This window comes from Pseudomonas sp. MF6394, assembly GCF_002018845.1.
Lineage (GTDB): Bacteria > Pseudomonadota > Gammaproteobacteria > Pseudomonadales > Pseudomonadaceae > Aquipseudomonas > Aquipseudomonas lactis.
The window spans coordinates 14198-34726 of the sequence record NZ_MVOJ01000013.1; the positions used below are offsets into that span (position 1 = coordinate 14198).

The 20529-nt window shown below is 60.6% G+C and carries 20 protein-coding genes; 16 read left to right on the plus strand and 4 right to left on the minus strand.

The window, feature by feature from the left end; genetic code table 11:
- Positions 1-687 precede the first annotated feature (687 nt).
- The 8 genes from MF6394_RS15115 to MF6394_RS15150 are packed head-to-tail and all read left to right on the plus strand — an operon-like array spanning position 688 to position 6832.
- A complete protein-coding gene (locus MF6394_RS15115; protein ID WP_044267925.1) occupies positions 688-1890 on the plus strand; it encodes a PepSY-associated TM helix domain-containing protein in 1203 nt (400 codons plus the stop codon).
- Positions 1887-2423: a hypothetical protein gene (locus MF6394_RS15120; RefSeq protein ID WP_019817260.1), complete on the plus strand. Its 537-nt coding sequence runs from the start codon at positions 1887-1889 to the stop codon at positions 2421-2423. The genes MF6394_RS15115 and MF6394_RS15120 overlap by 4 nt, the downstream gene beginning before the upstream one ends.
- Complete coding sequence (locus MF6394_RS15125; RefSeq protein ID WP_014717808.1) at positions 2420-2743, plus strand: hypothetical protein; 324 nt, start codon at positions 2420-2422, stop codon at positions 2741-2743. Before MF6394_RS15120 ends, MF6394_RS15125 begins: the two co-directional genes overlap by 4 nt.
- Positions 2740-3300 (plus strand): DUF6162 family protein, encoded by a 561-nt coding sequence (locus MF6394_RS15130; protein ID WP_044267921.1) that lies wholly within the window; start codon positions 2740-2742, stop codon positions 3298-3300. The genes MF6394_RS15125 and MF6394_RS15130 overlap by 4 nt, the downstream gene beginning before the upstream one ends.
- Before the next feature lie 19 nt (positions 3301-3319).
- Entirely contained in the window at positions 3320-4240 is a 921-nt protein-coding gene (locus tag MF6394_RS15135; RefSeq protein ID WP_044267919.1) for a metal ABC transporter substrate-binding protein, read from the plus strand.
- On the plus strand, positions 4237-4983 hold the full coding sequence (locus MF6394_RS15140) for a metal ABC transporter ATP-binding protein (RefSeq protein ID WP_078466976.1): 747 nt from the start codon (positions 4237-4239) through the stop codon (positions 4981-4983). The genes MF6394_RS15135 and MF6394_RS15140 overlap by 4 nt, the downstream gene beginning before the upstream one ends.
- Positions 4980-5879 carry a metal ABC transporter permease gene (locus MF6394_RS15145; protein ID WP_078466977.1) on the plus strand — a complete coding sequence of 300 codons (900 nt, stop codon included), beginning with the start codon at positions 4980-4982 and terminating at the stop codon, positions 5877-5879. Before MF6394_RS15140 ends, MF6394_RS15145 begins: the two co-directional genes overlap by 4 nt.
- Positions 5879-6832, plus strand: coding sequence for a metal ABC transporter substrate-binding protein (locus tag MF6394_RS15150; protein ID WP_069558422.1), 954 nt, complete (start codon positions 5879-5881; stop codon positions 6830-6832). The genes MF6394_RS15145 and MF6394_RS15150 overlap by 1 nt, the downstream gene beginning before the upstream one ends.
- Before the next feature lie 146 nt (positions 6833-6978).
- Here MF6394_RS15150 and MF6394_RS15155 read toward each other — a convergent pair whose 3' ends face one another.
- Entirely contained in the window at positions 6979-7692 is a 714-nt protein-coding gene (locus tag MF6394_RS15155) for a UTRA domain-containing protein (protein ID WP_003190151.1), read from the minus strand.
- 351 nt (positions 7693-8043) lie between these two features.
- On the opposite strand from MF6394_RS15155, the gene MF6394_RS15160 reads away from it, so the two are divergent.
- From MF6394_RS15160 to MF6394_RS15195, 8 genes are all read left to right on the plus strand, one after another.
- Positions 8044-9120, plus strand: a complete 1077-nt coding sequence (locus tag MF6394_RS15160) for an ABC transporter substrate-binding protein (RefSeq protein WP_003190150.1) — start codon at positions 8044-8046, stop codon at positions 9118-9120.
- Between the two features lie 177 nt (positions 9121-9297).
- A complete protein-coding gene (locus MF6394_RS15165; protein ID WP_078466978.1) occupies positions 9298-10104 on the plus strand; it encodes an alkaline phosphatase family protein in 807 nt (268 codons plus the stop codon).
- Positions 10101-10946 carry an ABC transporter permease gene (locus tag MF6394_RS15170; RefSeq protein WP_078466979.1) on the plus strand — a complete coding sequence of 282 codons (846 nt, stop codon included), beginning with the start codon at positions 10101-10103 and terminating at the stop codon, positions 10944-10946. The genes MF6394_RS15165 and MF6394_RS15170 overlap by 4 nt, the downstream gene beginning before the upstream one ends.
- A complete protein-coding gene (locus MF6394_RS15175) occupies positions 10933-11733 on the plus strand; it encodes an ABC transporter permease (RefSeq protein WP_020301071.1) in 801 nt (266 codons plus the stop codon). The genes MF6394_RS15170 and MF6394_RS15175 overlap by 14 nt, the downstream gene beginning before the upstream one ends.
- Positions 11730-12719: an ABC transporter ATP-binding protein gene (locus MF6394_RS15180; protein ID WP_044267908.1), complete on the plus strand. Its 990-nt coding sequence runs from the start codon at positions 11730-11732 to the stop codon at positions 12717-12719. The genes MF6394_RS15175 and MF6394_RS15180 overlap by 4 nt, the downstream gene beginning before the upstream one ends.
- A 33-nt stretch (positions 12720-12752) precedes the next feature.
- The gene (locus MF6394_RS15185) at positions 12753-13406 is read left to right on the plus strand and encodes an HAD family hydrolase (protein WP_047710461.1); all 654 of its coding nucleotides are present in this window, start codon (positions 12753-12755) and stop codon (positions 13404-13406) included.
- Positions 13407-14296: 890 nt separating this feature from the next.
- Positions 14297-16378: a carboxy terminal-processing peptidase gene (locus MF6394_RS15190; RefSeq protein WP_223816873.1), complete on the plus strand. Its 2082-nt coding sequence runs from the start codon at positions 14297-14299 to the stop codon at positions 16376-16378.
- A gap of 117 nt (positions 16379-16495) precedes the next feature.
- A complete protein-coding gene (locus tag MF6394_RS15195; protein WP_078466980.1) occupies positions 16496-18265 on the plus strand; it encodes a bifunctional diguanylate cyclase/phosphodiesterase in 1770 nt (589 codons plus the stop codon).
- Here the strand turns inward: MF6394_RS15195 and MF6394_RS15200 are convergent.
- From MF6394_RS15200 to MF6394_RS15210, 3 genes are all read right to left on the minus strand, one after another.
- On the minus strand, positions 18262-18633 hold the full coding sequence (locus tag MF6394_RS15200) for a hypothetical protein (protein WP_003190138.1): 372 nt from the start codon (positions 18631-18633) through the stop codon (positions 18262-18264). The two genes, MF6394_RS15195 and MF6394_RS15200, sit on opposite strands and share 4 nt — an antisense overlap.
- Positions 18630-18968, minus strand: coding sequence for a helix-turn-helix domain-containing protein (locus MF6394_RS15205; RefSeq protein ID WP_003190136.1), 339 nt, complete (start codon positions 18966-18968; stop codon positions 18630-18632). The genes MF6394_RS15200 and MF6394_RS15205 overlap by 4 nt, the downstream gene beginning before the upstream one ends.
- A 97-nt stretch (positions 18969-19065) precedes the next feature.
- A complete protein-coding gene (locus tag MF6394_RS15210) occupies positions 19066-19521 on the minus strand; it encodes a YkvA family protein (RefSeq protein WP_003190134.1) in 456 nt (151 codons plus the stop codon).
- Positions 19522-20529: the final 1008 nt, after the last annotated feature.

A 20529-nucleotide genomic window follows, 5' to 3' on the forward strand; every position in this document is an offset into this window, starting at 1 on the left:
CAGGAAAAGTATTATTCGCAGCAATGACAATCGACGGGCAGGCGACAGACCACGATCAAGTAACTAACTTGATCACCGGCACCAGAGAGATATAACAGTTCACCACGTGATGGCGTGAGTAAACGACTAGCACGGTCATGCGATTAACTTCCTTTTTATAAAATTCCGACTTCCAAGTCCGCAGTCACTAAAGCCGATGCCCGCCAATGTGTCAATACAATAACCTTGTAATCCCTCTGAAGTTAACCTGTACCCGCACCAACCCCCCTAATGACAAGGGGTGTTTTCATTCAAGCCAAGCTATTTGAAAAACAAATAACACTGACAGCAACTGTAGAGAACGTTATTTCTACTTATATAACTACGTAGCCGCACTTCAGCTGAGCCAGGGGTTGGCCGCGAGGGAGTGGCGCTCAACTGCATGGCTGCTGACGATGTCACACAGCGGCATGGAGGTCAGGCCCGGCCTAACGCAAGCCGCTGAACGCCTGCGGCTGGTGTATTGCGTGTTCGATCAGCGCTTGAATGCGGCCTGCATGTGACCCTGAAACATTTTCTTTCATATGCGCCTTAGGGATTTCTCATTCTCATTCGTCTTAACTTAGATACAGCCCGTCGCGTCAGCAAAAGCTACGACTGGCCTTTTCCGGGCCTCTATCGCCCCCTCCGATCAAGACCCCCATTCATATGTCGAAGAAGTCACGCTCCAAACTCTGGTTTCTCGTCCATAGCTGGCTGGCATTGCCCATCTGGTTCTTTGTACTGATCGTCTGCGTCACCGGCACCCTGGCCGTGGTGAGCCAGGAAATCGTGTGGCTGGCCAACCCGGATATCCGCGCCAGCAAGCCGTCGGATGATGCCCAGCCGCTGAGCTTTGACCAGGTGATCGCGGCCATAAAGCGCGATGAACCCAAGGCTATCGTCCAGTCCATCATTCGCCCGGATGAGTCACACTTCGCGCTAAGCGTCGGCCTCAGCTACCCGGATGGGCGCTCCGTGGAGGTGTACGCCAACCCTTATACCGGCGCGATCCAGGGCATCAGCCCCTCATTCAATTTCCAGCAATTCACCCGCGCCCTGCACGGTTGGTGGCTGGTGCCGTTCACCAATGGGTACAGCTGGGGCTGGTACCTGGTGTCTGCGTTGGGCTTGCCGCTGCTGGCTTCGCTGGTCACCGGGCTGGTGGTGTACAAGCGCTTCTGGAAAGGCTTCCTGCGCCCTACCCTGCGCATCCGCCACGGCGCGCGGATCTTCTGGGGCGACTTTCACCGCCTGAGCGGCATCTGGTCGATCTGGTTTATCGCAGTCATTTCAATCACCGGCACCTGGTTCCTGATCGAGGCTGTCCTGGGTGATAACCAGATATCCATTTCCAGCGAACCCATCGTGCCAGTGATTGCGCGGGAGAAGGTGCCGCTGTCGGCACCGGGCGTACCGGCACCGATGATCCCCATCGACAAGGCTATCGACATCGCCGCCGAGCGAATCCCCGGCCTGGACGCCAGCTTTGTGTTTATGCCAAGCAATGCCTACAGCCACCTGCAGATCGGCGGGCGTGGCTGGTACCCGTTAATGTTCCAGACCGCACAACTGAACCCCTATGACGGTGAAATCGCAGTCTCGAACCTGTTGTCCGACCGTACCCCACTGGAATTCGTCACCGAGTCGATGCGCCCACTGCACACCGGTGACTTTGGCGGTTTGTGGATCAAGCTGATCTGGGCGTTCTTCGGCCTGGTGCTGAGCATGATGGTATTGAGCGGCCTGCTGATCTGGACCAAGCGCACTGCCCTGGCCACCCTCAACGCCCTCAAGCGCGAGGCCAAGACGCAACGTCAAACCGCGCCCATCCCGGCCATGCACGCCGAAACCTCGGAGGCCCAGCGATGAGCAAGGTCGCGACCGTACCGCCGTCCCCGCTGCGCGCCTTTTGGCTGAAATGGCGTTTCCATATCAACATCCTGCTGTTGCTGGTGCCGTTGGGGTTCATGCCAAAGTACTTTGCCGATGCCGCACTGTTTCGTGGGGACACCGGCATCGGCGAGCGGGTAGCTGGCCAAGTGCAGGTCGGCCCCTGGAGCCTGACCCTCGCCGAGTTCCGCAACGAAGGCCCGAGCCCGAACCCGGCTGGCCCGATGAAGTTCTTCAACGCTGCCCTGTGTGACACCTGTGCCGAGCAGGTCAAGGCCACTTACCTGCGTATCGGCAAACCCCGCAGCCTGCGCGCCGCCGGAGTGATCTTCTTCGGCACGCCGTACCGCATGGGCGCCGCCCTGCCAATCCCCGAACGCACCCCGGCGGACGCCGAAATATGGGTGACCATGGAAGGCTGGGACGGCAGCATGCACCAGGGTTCCATCCCGCTGAGCCAGGCCTCGCCTGCCACCATTGCCTGGCTGAACAAGCAAGGAGTCAAACCATGACGTTCAAGCGCCTCACCCGCGCCGCGCTGTTGCTGTGCGCCGGCCTGAGTACCACCGCCTTTGCCCACAACCCGATGTGCGAATGCAAGGAAATCCCCGGCGAGCAGATCCAGTGCAAAGGGGGTTTCTCCGACGGCAGTGGCGCCCCCGGCGTAACCCTGGATGTGATCGGCTACGACGAAACCATCCTGGTGCCGGGCAAGCTCGGCGAGGATTCGACCCTGACCTTCAAGAAGCCCGCCGCCGAGTTCTACGTGCTGTTTGATGCCGGCCCCGGCCACGTGGTGGAAATCGACCAAGCGGACATCCCGTCGCAATGAGTACCACACAGGTTGTACGCCCCGCCGGCGCGGGCCACGAAACGCTTTTTGTGCTGCTGTTGTGCCTGATCATCCTCGCGGTGGCGGGCACGGTCGTGGCGCTGCACGGGGAAACCCAGGAAGTCGCGGCGGTGCCAAGCCACCAGTTGGACGCCCGCCGCGACCTGAGCGCGGCCGAGCAAGGCATCTACGCCGACCTGCGGGTGACCCTGGATGAAATCCACCTGTTGCAGCAGGAGCACAGCGCCCTGCCGACGCCTGAGCAACTGGCCGAAGAAGGCTTCGCGCCGTTTGCCCAGGACGCCAGTTCGGTCAGCCGTGGTGGCCATCGCTGGCAGTTGCTGGCACCCGCCGCCTACCTGGGTTTGAGCCAGGCGCCGGCTACCAGCGGTTCGCTGCTGATGCGCGTGCAAGGCAGCGAGCCGGATATCTGGCTCAACCGCAGCGCCAACCTTGCCGCCCCGTCCGACCTCACTGACCAGGCGCTGATCGCGGCCGGCTGGCAGCAGGTGGTCGCGCAATTCGATGCCGGCGTCACCCGCCAGCACCGTCACTGAACGAGAAGACCGATTGCCCATGTCTATGTCATCCCCCCTGTTGCGCCTGTTGCTGGTTGGCCTGTTCGGCCTGATGCTCGCCCCCCTTGCCAACGCCGAGGCGTCCAAGCGCCTGCGTATCGGCATTACCTTGCACCCCTATTACAGCTATGTAGCCAATATCGTGGGCGACAAGGCCGAAGTGGTGCCGCTGATTCCCGCCGGTTTCAACCCCCACGCCTACGAGCCGCGCGCCGAAGACATCAAGCGCATCGGCACCCTGGATGTGATCGTACTCAACGGCGTCGGCCATGACGACTTCGCCGACCGCATGATCGCCACCAGCGAGCGCCCGGACATCAAGGTGATCGAAGCCAACGCCAACGTGCCGCTGCTCGCCGCCACCGGTAACGCCGCGCGCGGTGCGGGCAAGGTGGTCAACCCGCACACCTTCCTGTCGATCAGCGCGTCGATTGCCCAGGTCAATAACATTGCCCGTGAGTTGGGCAAGCTTGACCCGGACAACGCCAAAACCTACACCCAGAACGCCCGCGCCTATGGCAAGCGCCTGCGCCAGATGCGTGCCGACGCCCTGGCCAAGCTGACCAGCGCGCCCAACCCGGACCTGCGCGTCGCCACCGTGCACGCGGCCTATGACTACCTATTGCGCGAGTTTGGCCTGGAAGTCACCGCCGTGGTCGAGCCGGCCCACGGTATCGAGCCAAGCCCCAGCCAGCTGAAAAAGACCATCGATGAATTGCGCGCCCTGGATGTGAAAGTGATCTTCTCGGAGATGGATTTCCCGTCCACCTACGTCGATACCATCCAGCGTGAATCCGGGGTCAAGCTGTACCCGCTGTCGCATATTTCCTACGGCGAATACAGCGCCGAGAAGTACGAAGTGGAGATGACCGGCAACCTCAACACCGTGGTACGGGCGATTCAGGAGGCGGGAGCATGACCGCGGCGCAGCAACTGAACGCCGTCAGCGTCGGCCCCACCCTGGACTTTGACCAGGTCTCGCTGACCCTGGGGCGCACCGTGATCCTCGATGGCGTGAGTTTTCAGGTACAGCCGGGCAGCATCCATGCGCTGGTCGGCCCTAATGGCGGCGGCAAAAGCTCGCTGATCAAGACCCTGCTAGGGCAAACGCCGCACCAGGGGCGCTTGAGCCTGGAGTGGCCAACCACACCCGGCACCGTCGGTTACGTGCCCCAGGCGCTGGAATTTGACCGGGGCCTGCCGATGACCGTGGACGATTTCATGGCTGCCATGTGCCAGCGTCGCCCGGCATTCCTGGGCCTTTCCAGGCATTACGCAGCAGCGATTGGCGATGCCCTCGAGCGCGTTGGCATGCAAGACAAGCGCAAGCGCCGCATGGGTGCGTTGTCGGGCGGTGAGCGCCAGCGCGTACTGCTCGCCCAGGGGCTGATTCCGGCGCCGCATTTGCTGGTGCTGGATGAGCCGATGTCGGCCCTCGACGAGGCGGGTATCCAAGTGTTCGAACGGCTGCTGAACGACTGGCGCCTGGCCGGGATTACGGTGCTGTGGATCGAGCACGACCTGGAGGCCGTGGGCCGCCTGGCGGATCGCGTCACCGGTCTGAACCGCCGCGTGCTGTTCGACGCCACCCCCAAAGAGGCGCTGACCCCGGACCGCCTGCTCACTCTGTTCTCCACCCACCCTCGGAGCCCGGCGCCATGAGTTATGAAGCCTTTCGCTTGATGGTCCAGGGCTGGGCCTCTTCCGGTTACCTGCCCGAAGCCCTGGCCTATGGGTTTGTGGTCAACGCCCTACTCGCCGGCCTGTTGATCGGCCCGGTACTCGGCGGCCTGGGTACGCTGGTGGTGGTCAAACGCTTTGCGTTTTTCTCCGAAGCGGTCGGCCATGCCGCGCTGACCGGCGTGGCCGTGGGCATCCTGCTGGGCGAACCCTATACCGGGCCCTATGGCAGCCTGTTTGGCTACTGCCTACTGTTCGGCATCCTGCTCAATTACCTGCGTAACCGCACCGGCCTGGCCCCCGATACCTTGATCGGCGTGTTCCTGTCGGTGTCCCTGGCACTGGGGGCAAGCCTGCTGCTGATCCTGGCCGGCAAGATCAACGTGCACATTCTCGAGAACGGGCTGTTTGGCTCGGTGCTGACGGTCAACGGCAACGACCTGCTGGTGCTGGCCATTGTCGGCTCGCTGGTGATGGCCCTGGCATTGCCGCTGTACAACCGCATCATGCTGGCCAGTTTCAACCCGCAATTGGCGGCAGTGCGTGGGGTGGCGGTGAAAAGCCTGGATTACCTGTTCGTGATCCTGGTGACCCTGATCACCGTGGCCGCGGTCAAGGTCATCGGGGCAATCCTGGTCGGTGCCTTGCTGGTGATTCCTGCCGCTGCGGCGCGCCTGTTGAGCCAGTCACTCAAAGGGTTTTTCTGGATCTCGGTGCTGATCGCTACCGTCAGCACCCTGTGCGGCATCCTGCTGCCGATCATCTTCGACCTGCCCATCCCCTCCGGCGCCGCCATCATTCTGGTTGCCGGTATCGCCTTCGCCTTCGCCGCCATCGCCCGTGGCGTTGTGCCCAGCCTCAAAGGGAATCTTGGATAATGCGCCCTGTCTTTCGCCCACTGGCCCTGGCCATCGCTTGCTTGATGAGTACGTCGGCGCTGGCCGTCGACGGTTTCGACGCCAAAGACTTCAAAGTCAACCAGGGCCTCGGTCACGCAGCCCTGACCAAGACCAAGCAACCGGTCAAGGTGCTGGCCTCGCTGCCGATTACCTATGGTCTTGCCGAAGCGCTGCTCAAAGGCACCGACGTGCAGCTTGAACGCGCCGCGCCGGCCAATTTACCCGGCTCGCGGCAGGTGTCCTACTTCACCGGCCGCGGTGCTGCGACATTGAACACGTTGGCGTTGGACGCCGACGCGGCCATCGGCCTGCGCTCGCTGTGGGCCGATGACCCGCTGTACCCGGTGGCGCGGCGCAGCAATATCCGCATCGTCGAAGTCGATGCCGCACGCCCGGTGGACGGTGGCTTGCCGGGTATCGCAGTACAACCGGGGGTCACCGATGGCTTGAACAGCCAACCCTGGCAATCGAGCAACAATATGGGGCGCATGGCCGACGTAATGGCCGCCGACCTGAGCCGCCTGGCCCCGGCAGCCAAACCCAGGATCGACGCCAACCTGGCCGCGCTCAAACAGCGTTTGCTCAAGCTCACCGCCGACAGCGAAGCGCGATTGGCCAAGGCCGACAACCTGAGTGTGGTCAGCTTGAGCGATCACTTCGCGTACCTGGTCAGCAGCCTGAACCTGGAAGTGCTCAGCACCGATGCACGCGCCGATGCCGAGTGGACGCCTGAGGCGCTGCAAAAACTCAGCGCCGAGTTGAAGGACAACGATGTGGCGGTGGTGCTGCATCACCGTCAACCCAGTGATGCGGTCAAAGCTGCCGTCACTGCCGGCGGCGCCAGACTGTTGGTGTTGAATGTGGACAGCGCCGACCCGGTGACGGAGTTGGAAACCAATGTGGACCAAGTGATCAAGGCACTTACGCCCTAGGCAAACCACCGATCCGTCAGGGATAAACTCGGTTCAATGTGGGAGCTGGCTTGCCTGCGATACGGGCGCCTCGGTTTATCAGGCCTATCGCGTCGATGCCATCGCAGGCAAGCCAGCTCCCACATGGGTTCGCGGTGCACCAGCCGCTACACCACATCCACCCCCACATGAATCGCATCATGCCGCCAGAACTCCAGGTCACAGTCGATCAGGCGTTGATGCTGGTCGTAGTTGACCCGGGCGATGCGCAAGCCCGGGCTGCCCACCGAGACGCGCAGCGCAGCGGCCGCTTCCACCGGCAGTGAGGTCGGCACAATCTCGAAACGCACCCGCCCGTAGTGCAAGTCATATTTGCTGGCATACAGCTCAGTCATCGACTGATTCAAATCACACGCCAGGATCCCCGGAAAATACTGCGGATTCAGGTAGTGCTCCACATACAACACCAAGCGCCCGTCAATCCTGCGACCCCGGCAAATCTGGATCACGCTCGACAACGCCGGCAATTGCAACCAAGCGCACACCGCCGCAGACGCCGGTTGCAAGCGTGCGGAAATGACCTGCGTGGAAGCCTCACGCCCCTGGTCGCTGACCATGGCGTGAAAGTGGCTGCGCTGCATCAGGTTATAGGCCAGCCGTGGCGGCGAGACGAACCAGCCCCGACGCTCTTCGCGGTAGATCTGCCCTTGGGCTTCCAGTTGTAACAAGGCTTCCCGCACCGTAATCCGAGTGGTACCAAACAACTCGCTGAGCTTGCGTTCGGCGGGCAGTTTGCTGGCAGGCGGCAACAGGCCATGGTCGATCTGCTCTTGCAGCGCCAGGCCGATGGAAGTTACCGCCTTGATTGCCTCATCACGCATCAACGTTACCTATCTGGACTAGACCAGCACCGTTCAGGTGCACAAAACGCGCTCTATCTGGGCTTTTGCTGCTGTGTGCCAGCCTAGGCACTCCAGATGACCGACAGATGACAAAGGCTGTCGACTGCCTCTACCACACCCTGCAATACATCGGCCAAGTCCAGGTGCTGCGGGCCCTTGAGCATGGTCTACGCTAAGTCGGAGCTGAGCGACATCAGCGCTTCAAAAACGACATCGACATGAAACTGTCATCCATGGGGCCTAGATTGGCTCAGGTATTGCTGACCTAGACCAAACCACCGCTAACGTTCAGATAAAACGCCGCGTTGAAAACGCCCAAAGGAGCTTCGGATGAAACAGCTTTTCCTGGCATCACTGTTAGGCTCGACCATTGCCATGTGCACCGCCGCCATGGCTGCTGATACCGATCTAAAAACCTTGGAAGCCGCCGCCAAAGCGGAAGGCGCCGTCAACAGCGTCGGCATGCCCGATGACTGGGCCAACTGGAAAGGCACCTGGGAAGACCTGGCCAAGACCTACGGCCTCAAGCACATCGACACCGACATGAGCTCGGCCCAGGAAATCGCCAAGTTCAAAGCCGAAAAAGACAACGCCAGCGCCGATATCGGTGACGTGGGCGCGGCCTTCGGCCCGATCGCGGTGAAGCAGGAAGTCACCCAGCCGTACAAGCCGTCCACCTGGGCGCAGGTGCCGGATTGGGCGAAAGACAAGGACGGTCACTGGGCCTTGGCCTACACAGGTACCATTGCCTTTATCGTCAACAAAAAGCTGCTGCACGGCTCCGAAGTGCCTACCACCTGGGCTGACCTGCAAACCGGTAAATACAAGGTATCGGTGGGTGACGTGAGCACCGCCGCCCAGGCTTCGAACGCAGTACTCGCCGCGGCCATCGCCAACAAGGGCGACGAGAAAAACATCGCGCCGGGCCTGCAATTCTTCACCAAGATCGCCCAGCAAGGTCGCCTCTCGCTGTCCAACCCGACCATCGCCACCATGGAAAAAGGCGAAGTCGAAGTGGGCCTCGTCTGGGACTTCAACGGCCTGAGCTACAAGGCCAAGATGGCCAACCCGGATGACTACGTGGTGTTGATCCCCTCGGATGGCTCGGTTAAATCCGGCTACACCACCATCATCAACAAATACGCCAAGCACCCGAACGCCGCCAAGCTGACCCGCGAATACATCTTCAGCGATGCCGGCCAGCTCAACCTGGCGCGCGGCAATGCGCGTCCGATCCGCGCTGAAACCGACTTGAAACTGCCGGCAGACGTTGCCAAGAACCTGATCCCGGGCGAGCAGTACACCAAGGCCAACCCGCAGCCGATCAAGGATGCCGATGCCTGGGAAGCGACGTCCAAGAAGCTGCCACAAATGTGGAACGAGCAGGTCATCGTAGAAATGAAGTAATCGGTCCCTCTGATCCAAAGGCGGTCAGTGTGGGAGCTGGCTTGCCTGCGATAGCGGGCTGACATTCAACATGTGTGTCCACTGATACGCCGCCATCGCAGGCAAGCCAGCTCCCACATTTGATCCCATTCCAAGTTGATACTGAGCTATACCATCTGTTGCGGAGCCCCAGCCCCCATGAAGCACAATGTCATCCTTGTGGTGCTCGACGGCCTCAACTTCGAGGTCGCCCGGCACGCCATGGGGCACTTGCAGGCCTATGTCGGCGCAGGACGCGCAGCCCTCTACACACTGGAATGTGAACTGCCTGCCCTGTCCCGCCCGTTGTATGAATGCATCCTCACCGGCGTGCCGCCGATTCAAAGCGGTATCGTGCACAACAACGTCTCGCGCCTGTCCAACCAGCGCAGCATTTTCCATTACGCCACCGACGCAGGCTTGAGCACCGCGGCGGCGGCTTACCACTGGGTCAGCGAGCTGTATAACCGCACGCCCTTTCTCGCCGCCCGCGATCGTCACACCGACGACAAGGCGCTGGCGATCCAGCACGGGCATTTCTACTGGAATGACCACTACCCCGATTCCCACTTGTTCGCCGATGCGGAAAGCCTGCGGCTCAAGCACGCGCCAAACTTTTTGCTGGTGCACCCGATGAACATCGATGACGCCGGCCACAAGCACGGCCTCGACACCGCGCAATACCGCAACAGCGCGCGCTCGGCGGACATCATCCTGGCCGACTACCTGCAAGGCTGGCTCGATGCCGGCTACCAGGTACTGGTCACCGCGGACCACGGCATGAATAACGACCGCTCCCACAATGGCCTGTTGCGCGAAGAACGGGAAGTGCCGCTGTTTGTCCTGGGTGACGCCTTCAGCCTGGACACTGACGCTGCGCCGAAACAGACCGACCTGTGCGGCACGGTCTGCGAACTGCTGGGCGTGCCCCACGACAAACCTGTGTGCCGGGAGTTGCTCAAGTGAATGCATTGACCCGCGGCAAATGGCTGGCCCTGCTATGCCTGCTGCCCTTCGCACTGTTCTTTATCGTGTTCGAAATCGCGCCGCTGGTGTGGGTGCTGATCAGCAGCCTGCAAACCGAAGAGGCCGGCTGGGGCCTGGAAAACTTCACCCGCATTTTCAGTTCGAAGTTCTACCGACAGGCGATCCAGTTCAGCCTGGAGATCAGTTTCTACTCCAGCATCTTCGGCATCATCATCGCCACCCTGGGTAGCTATTCACTGCGCCGAGTGGATTCGCCGCTGCGCAACTTTGTCACCGCGTTCGCCAACATGACCAGCAACTTCGCCGGCGTCCCCCTGGCCTTCGCGTTCATCATCCTGCTGGGGTTCAACGGCAGCATCACCCTCATGCTCAAGCAGGCCGGGATCATAGAAGACTTCAACCTGTACTCGAAGACCGGCTTGATCATCCTGTATACCTACTTCCAGATTCCCCTCGGCGTGCTGCTGCTCTACCCGGCCTTTGACGCATTGCGCGAAGACTGGCGCGAGTCGGCCGCCCTGCTCGGTGCGAATGGCTGGCAGTTCTGGCGGCATATCGGCCTGCCGGTGCTCACCCCGGCCCTGCTCGGTACCTTTGTGATCCTGTTGGCCAACGCCCTCGGCGCCTACGCCACGGTCTATGCGCTCACCACCGGTAACTTCAACGTGCTGCCGATTCGCATTGCCGGGCTGGTCTCCGGCGATGTATCGCTGGACCCGAACATGGCCAGCGCCCTGGCCGTGGTGCTGGTGGCGCTGATGACCGTGGTCACGGTGGTGCATCAATTGCTGCTCAAGAGGAGCTACCATGTCTCGCGCTGAAGCCGGCTCGGCCTCCCTCTACCACCGGGTGGTGGTGTACCTGTTGTTCCTGATCCTGGTGCTGCCTTTGGTAGGCACCTTTGTCTACTCGATTTCCAGCAGTTGGTCGGCAACCATCCTGCCCGCCGGTTTCAGCGTGAAATGGTATGTACAGCTGTGGAGCGACCCGCGCTTTCTGATGGCCTTCGGGCAATCGTTGCTGGTGTGCGTGGGCGCACTGATCCTTTCAGTGGTGTTGATTTTGCCGCTGCTGTTCGTGGTGCACTACCACTTTCCCAAGCTCGACGCGTTGATGAACATCCTGATCCTGCTGCCCTTTGCGGTGCCGCCGGTGGTGTCCTCGGTAGGTCTGCTGCAACTCTACGGTTCCGGGCCGCTGGCAATGGTGGGTACGCCGTGGATTCTGATCGGCTGTTACTTCACCGTCGCGCTGCCGTTCATGTACCGCGCGATCACCAATAACCTGCAGGCCATCAACCTGCGCGACCTGATGGACGCCTCGCAACTGCTCGGCGCCAGTACCTGGCAGGCCGCGATCCTGGTGGTGCTGCCCAACCTGCGCAAGGGCCTGATGGTGGCGCTGCTGCTGTCGTTCTCGTTCCTGTTCGGTGAGTTCGTGTTCGCCAACATCCTCGTCGGCACTCGCTACGAAACCCTGCAGGTGTACCTCAACAACATGCGCAACAGCAGCGGCCATTTCACCAGTGCGGTGGTGATCTCCTATTTCTTCTTTGTGCTGGTGCTCACCTGGGCCGCCACGCTCTTGAACAAGGACAAAAGCCAATGAGCTTCGTCAGCGTCCAACACCTTCAAAAAGGCTACACCGGCACACCGGTGTTCAGCGATATCAATTGCGAGATCGCCAAGGGCGAGTTCGTCACCCTGCTCGGCCCGTCCGGTTGCGGCAAATCCACCCTGCTGCGCTGCATCGCCGGGCTTACCCCGGTGGACAGTGGCCAAATCCTCCTGGATGGCCAGGACATCGTGCCCCTGAGCCCGCAGAAACGCCAGATCGGCATGGTGTTCCAGAGCTACGCGCTGTTCCCCAACATGACCGTAGAGCAGAACGTCGCCTTCGGCCTGCGCATGCAGAAGGTCAACGCCGACGACAGCCACAAGCGCGTGCAAGAAGTGCTGCAACTGGTGGAGCTCAAGGACCTGGCCGGCCGCTATCCGCACCAGATGTCCGGTGGCCAGTGCCAGCGCGTCGCCCTCGCCCGCTCCCTGGTGACCCGCCCGCGCCTGCTGTTGCTGGATGAGCCGCTGTCTGCGCTGGATGCACGGATTCGCAAGCATTTGCGCGAACAGATCCGCCAGATCCAGCGCGAACTGGGGTTGACCACGATCTTCGTGACCCACGACCAGGAAGAAGCCCTGACCATGTCCGACCGCATCTTCTTGATGAACCAGGGCAAGATCGTGCAGAGCGGCGATGCCGAAACCCTCTATACCGCGCCGGTGGATGCGTTCGCTGCCGGGTTTATCGGCAACTACAACCTGCTCGATGCGGACAAGGCCACCCAACTGCTGCAACGGCCGATCAGCGGGCGCATCGCGATTCGCCCCGAGGCCATCGAGTTGAGCCGCAGCGGCGAGCTCGACGCGCTGGTGCGTAGCCACAGCCTGCTGGGTAACGTGATTCGCTACCGCATCGAAGCCCGTGGCGTCGAGCTGGTGGTGGATGTGCTCAATCGTTCGGCCGACGACCTGCACCCGGATGGCCAGCGCCTGGCACTTTCCATCGACCCCAGCGCACTGTGTGCAGTAGCCTGACAGGCAGCGACCTATTGAGAGAGAGCATCACCGATGGCATTGGTAATTTTTGATCTGGACGACACCCTCATCCACGGCGACTGCGCCACGCTGTGGAGCGAACAGATGGGCCGCCTCGGCTGGGTAGACCCTGAGTCATTCATGCGCAGGAACAACGAGCTGATGGATGCCTACAGCCAGGGCAAGCTGTTGATGGAAGATTTCATGGATTTCAGCCTGGAGCCGATGATCGGCCGCACCCCGGAAGAGATCGAGCACCTGGTGGAGCCATGGGTCGAGGACGTGATCGAGCCGCTGATCTACAGCGACGCCACCAAGACCATCGCCCGCCACCGCGCGAACGGCGACCGGATCCTGGTGATTTCCGCTTCGGGCACTCACCTGGTCACGCCGATTGCGGCGCGTATCGGTATCGAGGAAGTGCTGGGGATCAACCTGGAGGTCAGCCACGGCGTGTACAGCGGTAATACCGTAGGCGTGCTGACCTATCGTGAGGGCAAGATCACGCGGTTGATGGAATGGCTGGAGCAGGAAGGTGAAACCCTTGAAGGTGCGTATTTCTACTCGGATTCGCGCAATGATTTGCCGCTGCTGCTCAAGGTGGATCACCCGCAGGTAGTGAACCCGGACCCGGTGTTGCGCGCCCATGCCGAGCAGGCCGGCTGGCCGATCCACCACTGGACCTGAATCAATAGAGATCAACCTGTGGGAGCTGGCTTGCCTGCGATAGCCATCGGTATCTACACAACTCTGAAGTGAACGACGGTAACCACGATGCGAAGCGAGCCGCTCTTGATCTTGATCTGCTTGTGATCTTGATCTCAGGCGCCCCGTTAAACCACGCTGGCCGGAATTCGACAGGGATTTGGGGGGTAAACCGGCAGGGATGCCGGTTTAGCCGCCCCGCGCCATGGATGGCGCGTGGCGGCGGCCCCCCAAATCACTGGCGAATTACGGGCACACCGAGCCCAAGCGAGGTGCCGAGTGGTGGGGCAAGAGCGTTTTGCTTACTTTTGCGCTGTTCAAAAGTGAGCCGCCGTCAGGGCGGAACCTTAAGTGGCCGTTACCTAAATAACGGATATGTACCCTGTCCAACTGAGTTGACTGTTAGGCCGTCTTCGCAGGCAAGCCAGCTCCCACATTTGGATTGCGGTGCCTCAGGGAGATAGGCGCCAGCTGTCCGGTCGTCACGGGAGCAAGCTCCCTCGCCACAGGTCCAGCGTCGCACCAAAGTTGTGTAGATACCTATGCTGCGATAGCGGTGCACCAGATGAAGAATTCTTCACTGTTGCACCGCTATCGCAGACAAGCCAGCTCCCACATTGACTGCATTTCAATCTAGGATTCGGTCAGGCTATTGGCAATATGGACTACACCGAGCGTAGGACGGGGTTGTTCTAGCCCTCCACATCACCGTCAACGCCTTGCAATGCTTTCACAGTGCCTCCATAGTGAGTCTGGACTGAGCCCGGTGCTGTAGCGCCGGGCTTTTTGCATTATGCGACCGGACCATATGGAACCGGCTCCCTCAAAGACGGCCTAATATGCGTTATCAATTGCCCCCGCGTCGAATCAGCATGAAGCATCTGTTCCCCAGCACCGCCCTCGCTTTTTTCATTGGTCTCGGCTTCGCGTCGATGTCGACCAATACGTTCGCAGCCAATAGCTGGGACAACCTTCAGCCTGATCGCGATGAGGTGATTGCCAGCCTTAACGTCGTCGAGTTGCTCAAGCGCCATCACTACAGCAAGCCGCCGCTGGACGACGCTCGCTCAGTGATCATCTACGACAGCTACCTCAAGCTGCTGGACCCGTCGCGCAGCTACTTCCTGGCCAGCGATATCGCTGAGTTCGACAAGTGGAAGACGCAATTCGACGATTTCCTCAAGAGCGGCGACCTGCAGCCTGGCTTCACCATCTACAAGCGCTACCTGGACCGCGTCAAAGCGCGTCTGGACTTCGCTCTGGGTGAGCTGAACAAAGGCGTCGACAAGCTCGATTTCACCCAGAAAGAAACCCTGCTGGTGGATCGCAAGGACGCCCCTTGGCTGACCAGCACCGCAGCCCTGGACGACCTGTGGCGCAAACGCGTCAAGGACGAAGTGCTGCGCTTGAAGATCGCCGGCAAAGAGCCCAAGGCCATTCAAGAACTGTTGACCAAGCGCTACAAGAACCAGCTGGCGCGCCTGGACCAGACCCGTGCCGAAGACATCTTCCAGGCCTACATCAACACCTTTGCGATGTCCTACGACCCGCACACCAATTATCTGTCGCCAGATAACGCGGAAAATTTCGATATCAATATGAGTCTGTCCCTGGAAGGCATCGGTGCCGTCCTGCAAAGCGACAATGACCAGGTGAAAATCGTACGTCTGGTGCCGGCAGGCCCTGCTGACAAAACCAAGCAAGTGGCACCGGCCGACAAGATCATCGGCGTGGCCCAGGCCGACAAAGAGATGGTCGATGTGGTCGGCTGGCGCCTGGACGAAGTGGTCAAGCTGATCCGCGGCCCTAAAGGCAGCGTGGTGCGCCTGGAAGTGATTCCGCACACCAATGCACCGAACGACCAGACCAGCAAGATCGTGTCCATCACCCGTGAAGCGGTGAAGCTCGAAGACCAGGCCGTGCAGAAGAAAGTCCTCAACCTCAAGCAGGATGGCAAGGACTACAAGCTGGGCGTGATTGAAATCCCGGCCTTCTACCTGGACTTCAAGGCGTTCCGTGCCGGTGATCCGGACTACAAGTCCACCACCCGCGACGTGAAGAAAATCCTCACAGAACTGCAGAAAGAGAAAGTCGACGGCGTGGTCATCGACCTGCGCAACAACGGCGGCGGCTCCCTGCAGGAAGCCACCGAGCTGACCAGCCTGTTTATCGACAAGGGCCCGACCGTGTTGGTACGCAACGCTGACGGCCGTGTCGACGTGCTCGAAGACGAGAACCCGGGTGCCTTCTACAAAGGGCCGATGGCCCTGCTGGTCAACCGCCTCTCGGCCTCGGCCTCGGAGATTTTCGCCGGTGCCATGCAGGACTACCACCGTGCATTGATCATCGGCGGCCAGACCTTCGGCAAAGGCACCGTGCAGACCATCCAGCCGCTGAACCATGGCGAGCTCAAGCTGACACTGGCCAAGTTCTACCGGGTCTCCGGGCAGAGCACCCAGCATCAGGGCGTACTGCCGGATATCGATTTCCCGTCGATCATCGACACCAAGGAAATCGGCGAAAGCGCCCTGCCTGAAGCCATGCCGTGGGACACCATCCGCCCTGCGATCAAGCCGGCGTCGGATCCGTTCAAGCCGTTCCTGGCACAGCTGAAGGCTGACCACGACACCCGCTCCGCCAAGGATGCCGAGTTCGTGTTTATCCGCGACAAGCTGGCCCTGGCCAAGAAGTTGATGGAAGAGAAAACCGTCAGCCTCAACGAAGCGGATCGCCGTGCACAGCACTCCAGCATCGAGAATCAGCAACTGGTGCTGGAAAACACCCGCCGCAAGGCCAAGGGTGAAGACCCGCTCAAAGAGCTGAAGAAAGAAGATGAAGACGCGCTGCCGACCGAGGCGGATAAAACCAAGCCGGAAGACGACGCCTACTTGGCCGAGACGGGCCGGATCCTGCTGGATTACCTGAAGATCACCAAGCAGGTGGCCAAGCAGTAAATGATGGCGATTTAATGTGATCGCTCCTCGGAGTGTCATCATATAGACATCATTCTGTCGTGAAATAAAAGGACCGCAGGTTTACGCCTGCGGTCCTTTTTTTTGATCGAGACCGCCATGACCATGACCGAACAGCTGAATGCATTGGGCTCAATCCTGGCTCAAGGCAGTTTGCACAGCCTGTTCCAACCGATCATCTGCCTGTCAGAACGGCGCATCCTCGGTTACGAAGCCCTCAGTCGCGGCCCGTCCAACAGCCCGCTGCACTCCCCCGTCGCGCTGTTCTCAGTGGCCAGCCATGCCGGGCGCCTGAGCGAGCTGGACATGGCGTGTCGAGAAAGTGCATGCCGGCGCTTCAGCGAGCAGAAACTGCCCGGCAAGCTGTTCCTCAATATCTCACCGGAATCCTTGATGGAGCACGCGCATCAGCCAGGGCGCACCCTGCAACTGTTGCGCGACTTCGGTATTTCTCCCAGCCACGTGGTGATCGAACTCACCGAGCAGGCGCCCACCGACGATTTCGCGCTATTGCAAACCGCCTTGCACCACTACCGCGACATGGGTTTTGCCATCGCACTGGATGACTTGGGCGCCGGTTATTCCAGCTTGCGCTTGTGGTCGGAACTGCGCCCGGACTACGTGAAGATCGACCGGCACTTTATCGACGGCATTCACCAGGACGCCCTCAAGCGCGAGTTTGTCGGCTCCATCCTGCAGATCGCCAAGGCGTCCCGCGCCCAAGTGATTGCCGAAGGCATCGAGTTGCCGGAAGAACTGGCGGTGCTGACCGAGATGGGCGTCGACCTGGTCCAGGGCTACCTGCTCTGCCGTCCTCAGGAACAGCCGCCACAGGAAGCGCGCCTGATGCTGCCCAAGCCGGATAACGCCACGCTGGCCCTCAATGACGAAGGCAGTGACCTGAGCGCCCTGCTCAATGAGCAGCCCGCCGTGGATCAAGACACCGCCACCGCCCAAGTGCTGGAATCGTTCCGCCGCCAGGCCAACCTCAACTCGTTGGCGGTGTTGGACGGCCGCGGTCGCCCGGTCGGCATTGTGCACCGGCATTCGCTATCGGATGCGTTGCTCAAGCCATTCGCCACCGACTTGTTCGCGCGCAAACCCATCAGCCGCCTGATGAGCGATGACTTTCTGGCGGTGGAACTGAGCCAGTCCTTGCAGCAGGTCAGCCGTTTACTCACCAGCCGTGCACGGCAACGCATCGAAGAAGATTTCATCATCACCCTGAACGGCGATTATCTGGGGCTGGGCCGGGTTATCGACGTGCTCAAGTTGATCACGGAGCTGAAAATTCAGCAGGCCCGCTACGCCAACCCGCTGACCTTGCTGCCTGGCAACGTGCCGATCCAGCAGTGCCTCACTAGGCTGTTGCAGCAACAGCGCGAGTCGGTGATCTGCTATGTGGATATCGACAGTTTCAAGCCGTTCAACGATATCTACGGCTACGGGCGCGGGGATGAAGTGCTGCTGTGCCTTGCGCAGTGCCTGAACGATCGGGTAGACCCCAGCCGCGACTTTGTCGGGCACATTGGCGGCGATGACTTTCTGCTGGTGTTGGGCCCGCAGGATTGGCGCAAGCGGCTCAACCAATTGCTGGACGATTTCCACACCCAATGCCGACGTTTCTACCGCGCCGAACACCTTGAGGCTGGCTGCTTCGTGGCCCTCAACCGCCAGGGCGCGCGCCAGGAGTTTGCATTGCTGTCGCTGTCCATCGGCGTGGTGCATTTGTGTCCACAGGCCTGTGCGCAACTCGATGCCAGCCAATTGGCAGAGCTGGCTTCACAAGCCAAGCACCATGCCAAGGATATGGCGGGCTACAGCATCCACGTGATCGACAGCATGGACACCTGCTCCCAGGCGCTTTAGGCCTCGGCGGATTCCGGGTACTCGTACTCGAACACCCGCACCACTTCGGATGCATGCCAGGACGCGGCGGCCACACCATCGGAAGGCCCGCTGAACCGCCCCAGGCGCTCCACACACTCAAAAAAACCGGTGCGCGGCAGGCGGCTGGCGCCCTGGCTGATCACCAGGGAACTGCGCAGCGGTTGCTCCGCCTTGGCATCCAGCGCCGCCAGATGCTCCAGGGCCGCAGCCAGGGTCTGCATGGCCGGCGTGGGGAATTGCAGACGCTCCAGCAGCGCACGATACGTCAGCAAATGGCGCTGGCGACGTGCCTGGTCCAGTTCATTGATTAACCCATCCCAGTGCTGACGGCTGATACGTAGGCTCAAGACTCATCCCTCCAACCTGCAACGCCCAATTCCCAGGCCAGGCTGCGGCGAATGGCGGCATCCGGCTGGCGTTCACCACTTTCTATCAATCCAAGATACGAAGGGCTGATGCCCACGGTACGCGCCAGGGCCTCGATTGCCAGGCCCTTGGCCTCACGCAAGCCGCGCAGGGCTGCAAGCGGGCGCAAGTCCTGCTCGGAGGCGGTGGGTGCAACAGAAGGAGAAGCGCGTGGCGGTTGCAACTGACCGGCAGCTTTTAGCAGCGCCTGGTACTGGTCCCATGGCAACACCGCATACTCGGGTTCGCCATCGCGTGAAATGATCTGGATATCCATGACTGCCCCGTAGGATAAAAACACTTACTAAGTAAGTTATTTCCTTAAGAGTGTAATCCTAACAGCCACGAAGGTCGCCGGGGGATACCAGGCATCATTAGTTTTTTTGCGGGTTTTCCCGGGCCAGCAGCTCAGGCGTCGCAGGCAGGCGCTCAACCACCGCAAGTTTTTCCGGACGTTGCGCATCGCGCCAGGTACGAAAGGCGCTCAGCTCGCCGCTCAGGGTCTTCATGACCCACGCCAGCACAGCGATGTCGTCGAGCATGCCGAACATGGGAAGAAAATCCGGAATCGCATCAATCGGGCTAAGAAAATACATCAGCCCCGCCACCACCGAGATCAGCGCCTTGGGGCTGATGGCACGGTATTCGCCACGCCAGTAAGCCAGGCACAGGGCCTGCAGCAACTTGAGATCATCCTTGAGCTGGCCGAGCCGATTGCCCTGGCTTGAGCCTTTGGCAGCGACGGCAAACAGCAAGGTTGGCAAACGCCCACGACCGAGCAAGCGCGCGGCCATCGGCAGGAAACGGGTGAAATTGAACGGTGGTTTCATAGGGCACTCCAGTTCCAGGCGACATAAAAGGTTATCCACACAAATTGTGGATAACCTTGTGAACAGAGCCTGTTTTATCGGCTGAAAGCCACGGACTACAAGGCCTACAGTCAGATCGGGCGTTTTTTGCGCACATCAAAAAAACCCAAGAATTCATTGACTTGGCATGTATGTGCGGCTACCCGTGCTCGAGTCTTATATCAGACTGTGTCCGGTTGCGGACGTTCGTTTGGATTTGCAGAGGCTTGAATCAGGGGCTGCCTGGCTTGCGAGAGTCATAGATATCTGTACGACTCCGGTACGACGCTGCCCTCCGTGGCAGCCTGCCAGCCGATGCCTATCTCCCAAACACCCCGGGCTCCAAGTGTGGGAGCTGGCTTGCCTGCGATGGCGGCCGTTCAATCGACAGAGATATCGAATGTGCCGCCCCAGGTAACCACGATGCGAAGCGAGCCGCTCTTGATCTTGCTCTGCTCTTGATCTTGATCTCAGGCGCCCCGTTAAACCACGCTGGCCGAACGCAGGCTTGAATTCGTGGGTAACCCGGCAGGACGCCGGGTTAGCCGTCCTGGGCCAGGGATGGCCCATGACGGCGGCCCACGGATTCAAGCCTGTGTTCGGGCACACCGAGCCTAAGCGAGGTGCCGAGTGGTGGGGCACGAGCGTTTTGCTTACTTTTGCGCTTTTCAAAAGTGAGCCGCTGTCAGAGCGGAACCCTAGGTGGCCGTTACCGCAGGAATGGATATGTACTCGGTATAGCTGTGTCGCCTGTCAGGCCGCCTTCGCGAGCAAGCCCGCACAGTTGGATCGTTGGGGTGCCTGGGAGATAGGCGTCGGCTGGCTGGCCGCCATCGCAGGCAAGCCAGCTCCCACAGTTGGATCGCTGGGGTGTCTGGGAGATAGGCTTTGGCTGGCTGGCCCTCATCGCAGGCAAGCCAGCTCCCACAGGGAATTTTGCGTCGTTTGACCAACGCCGAAAACAACAACGCCCCGTCGAGACGGGGCGTT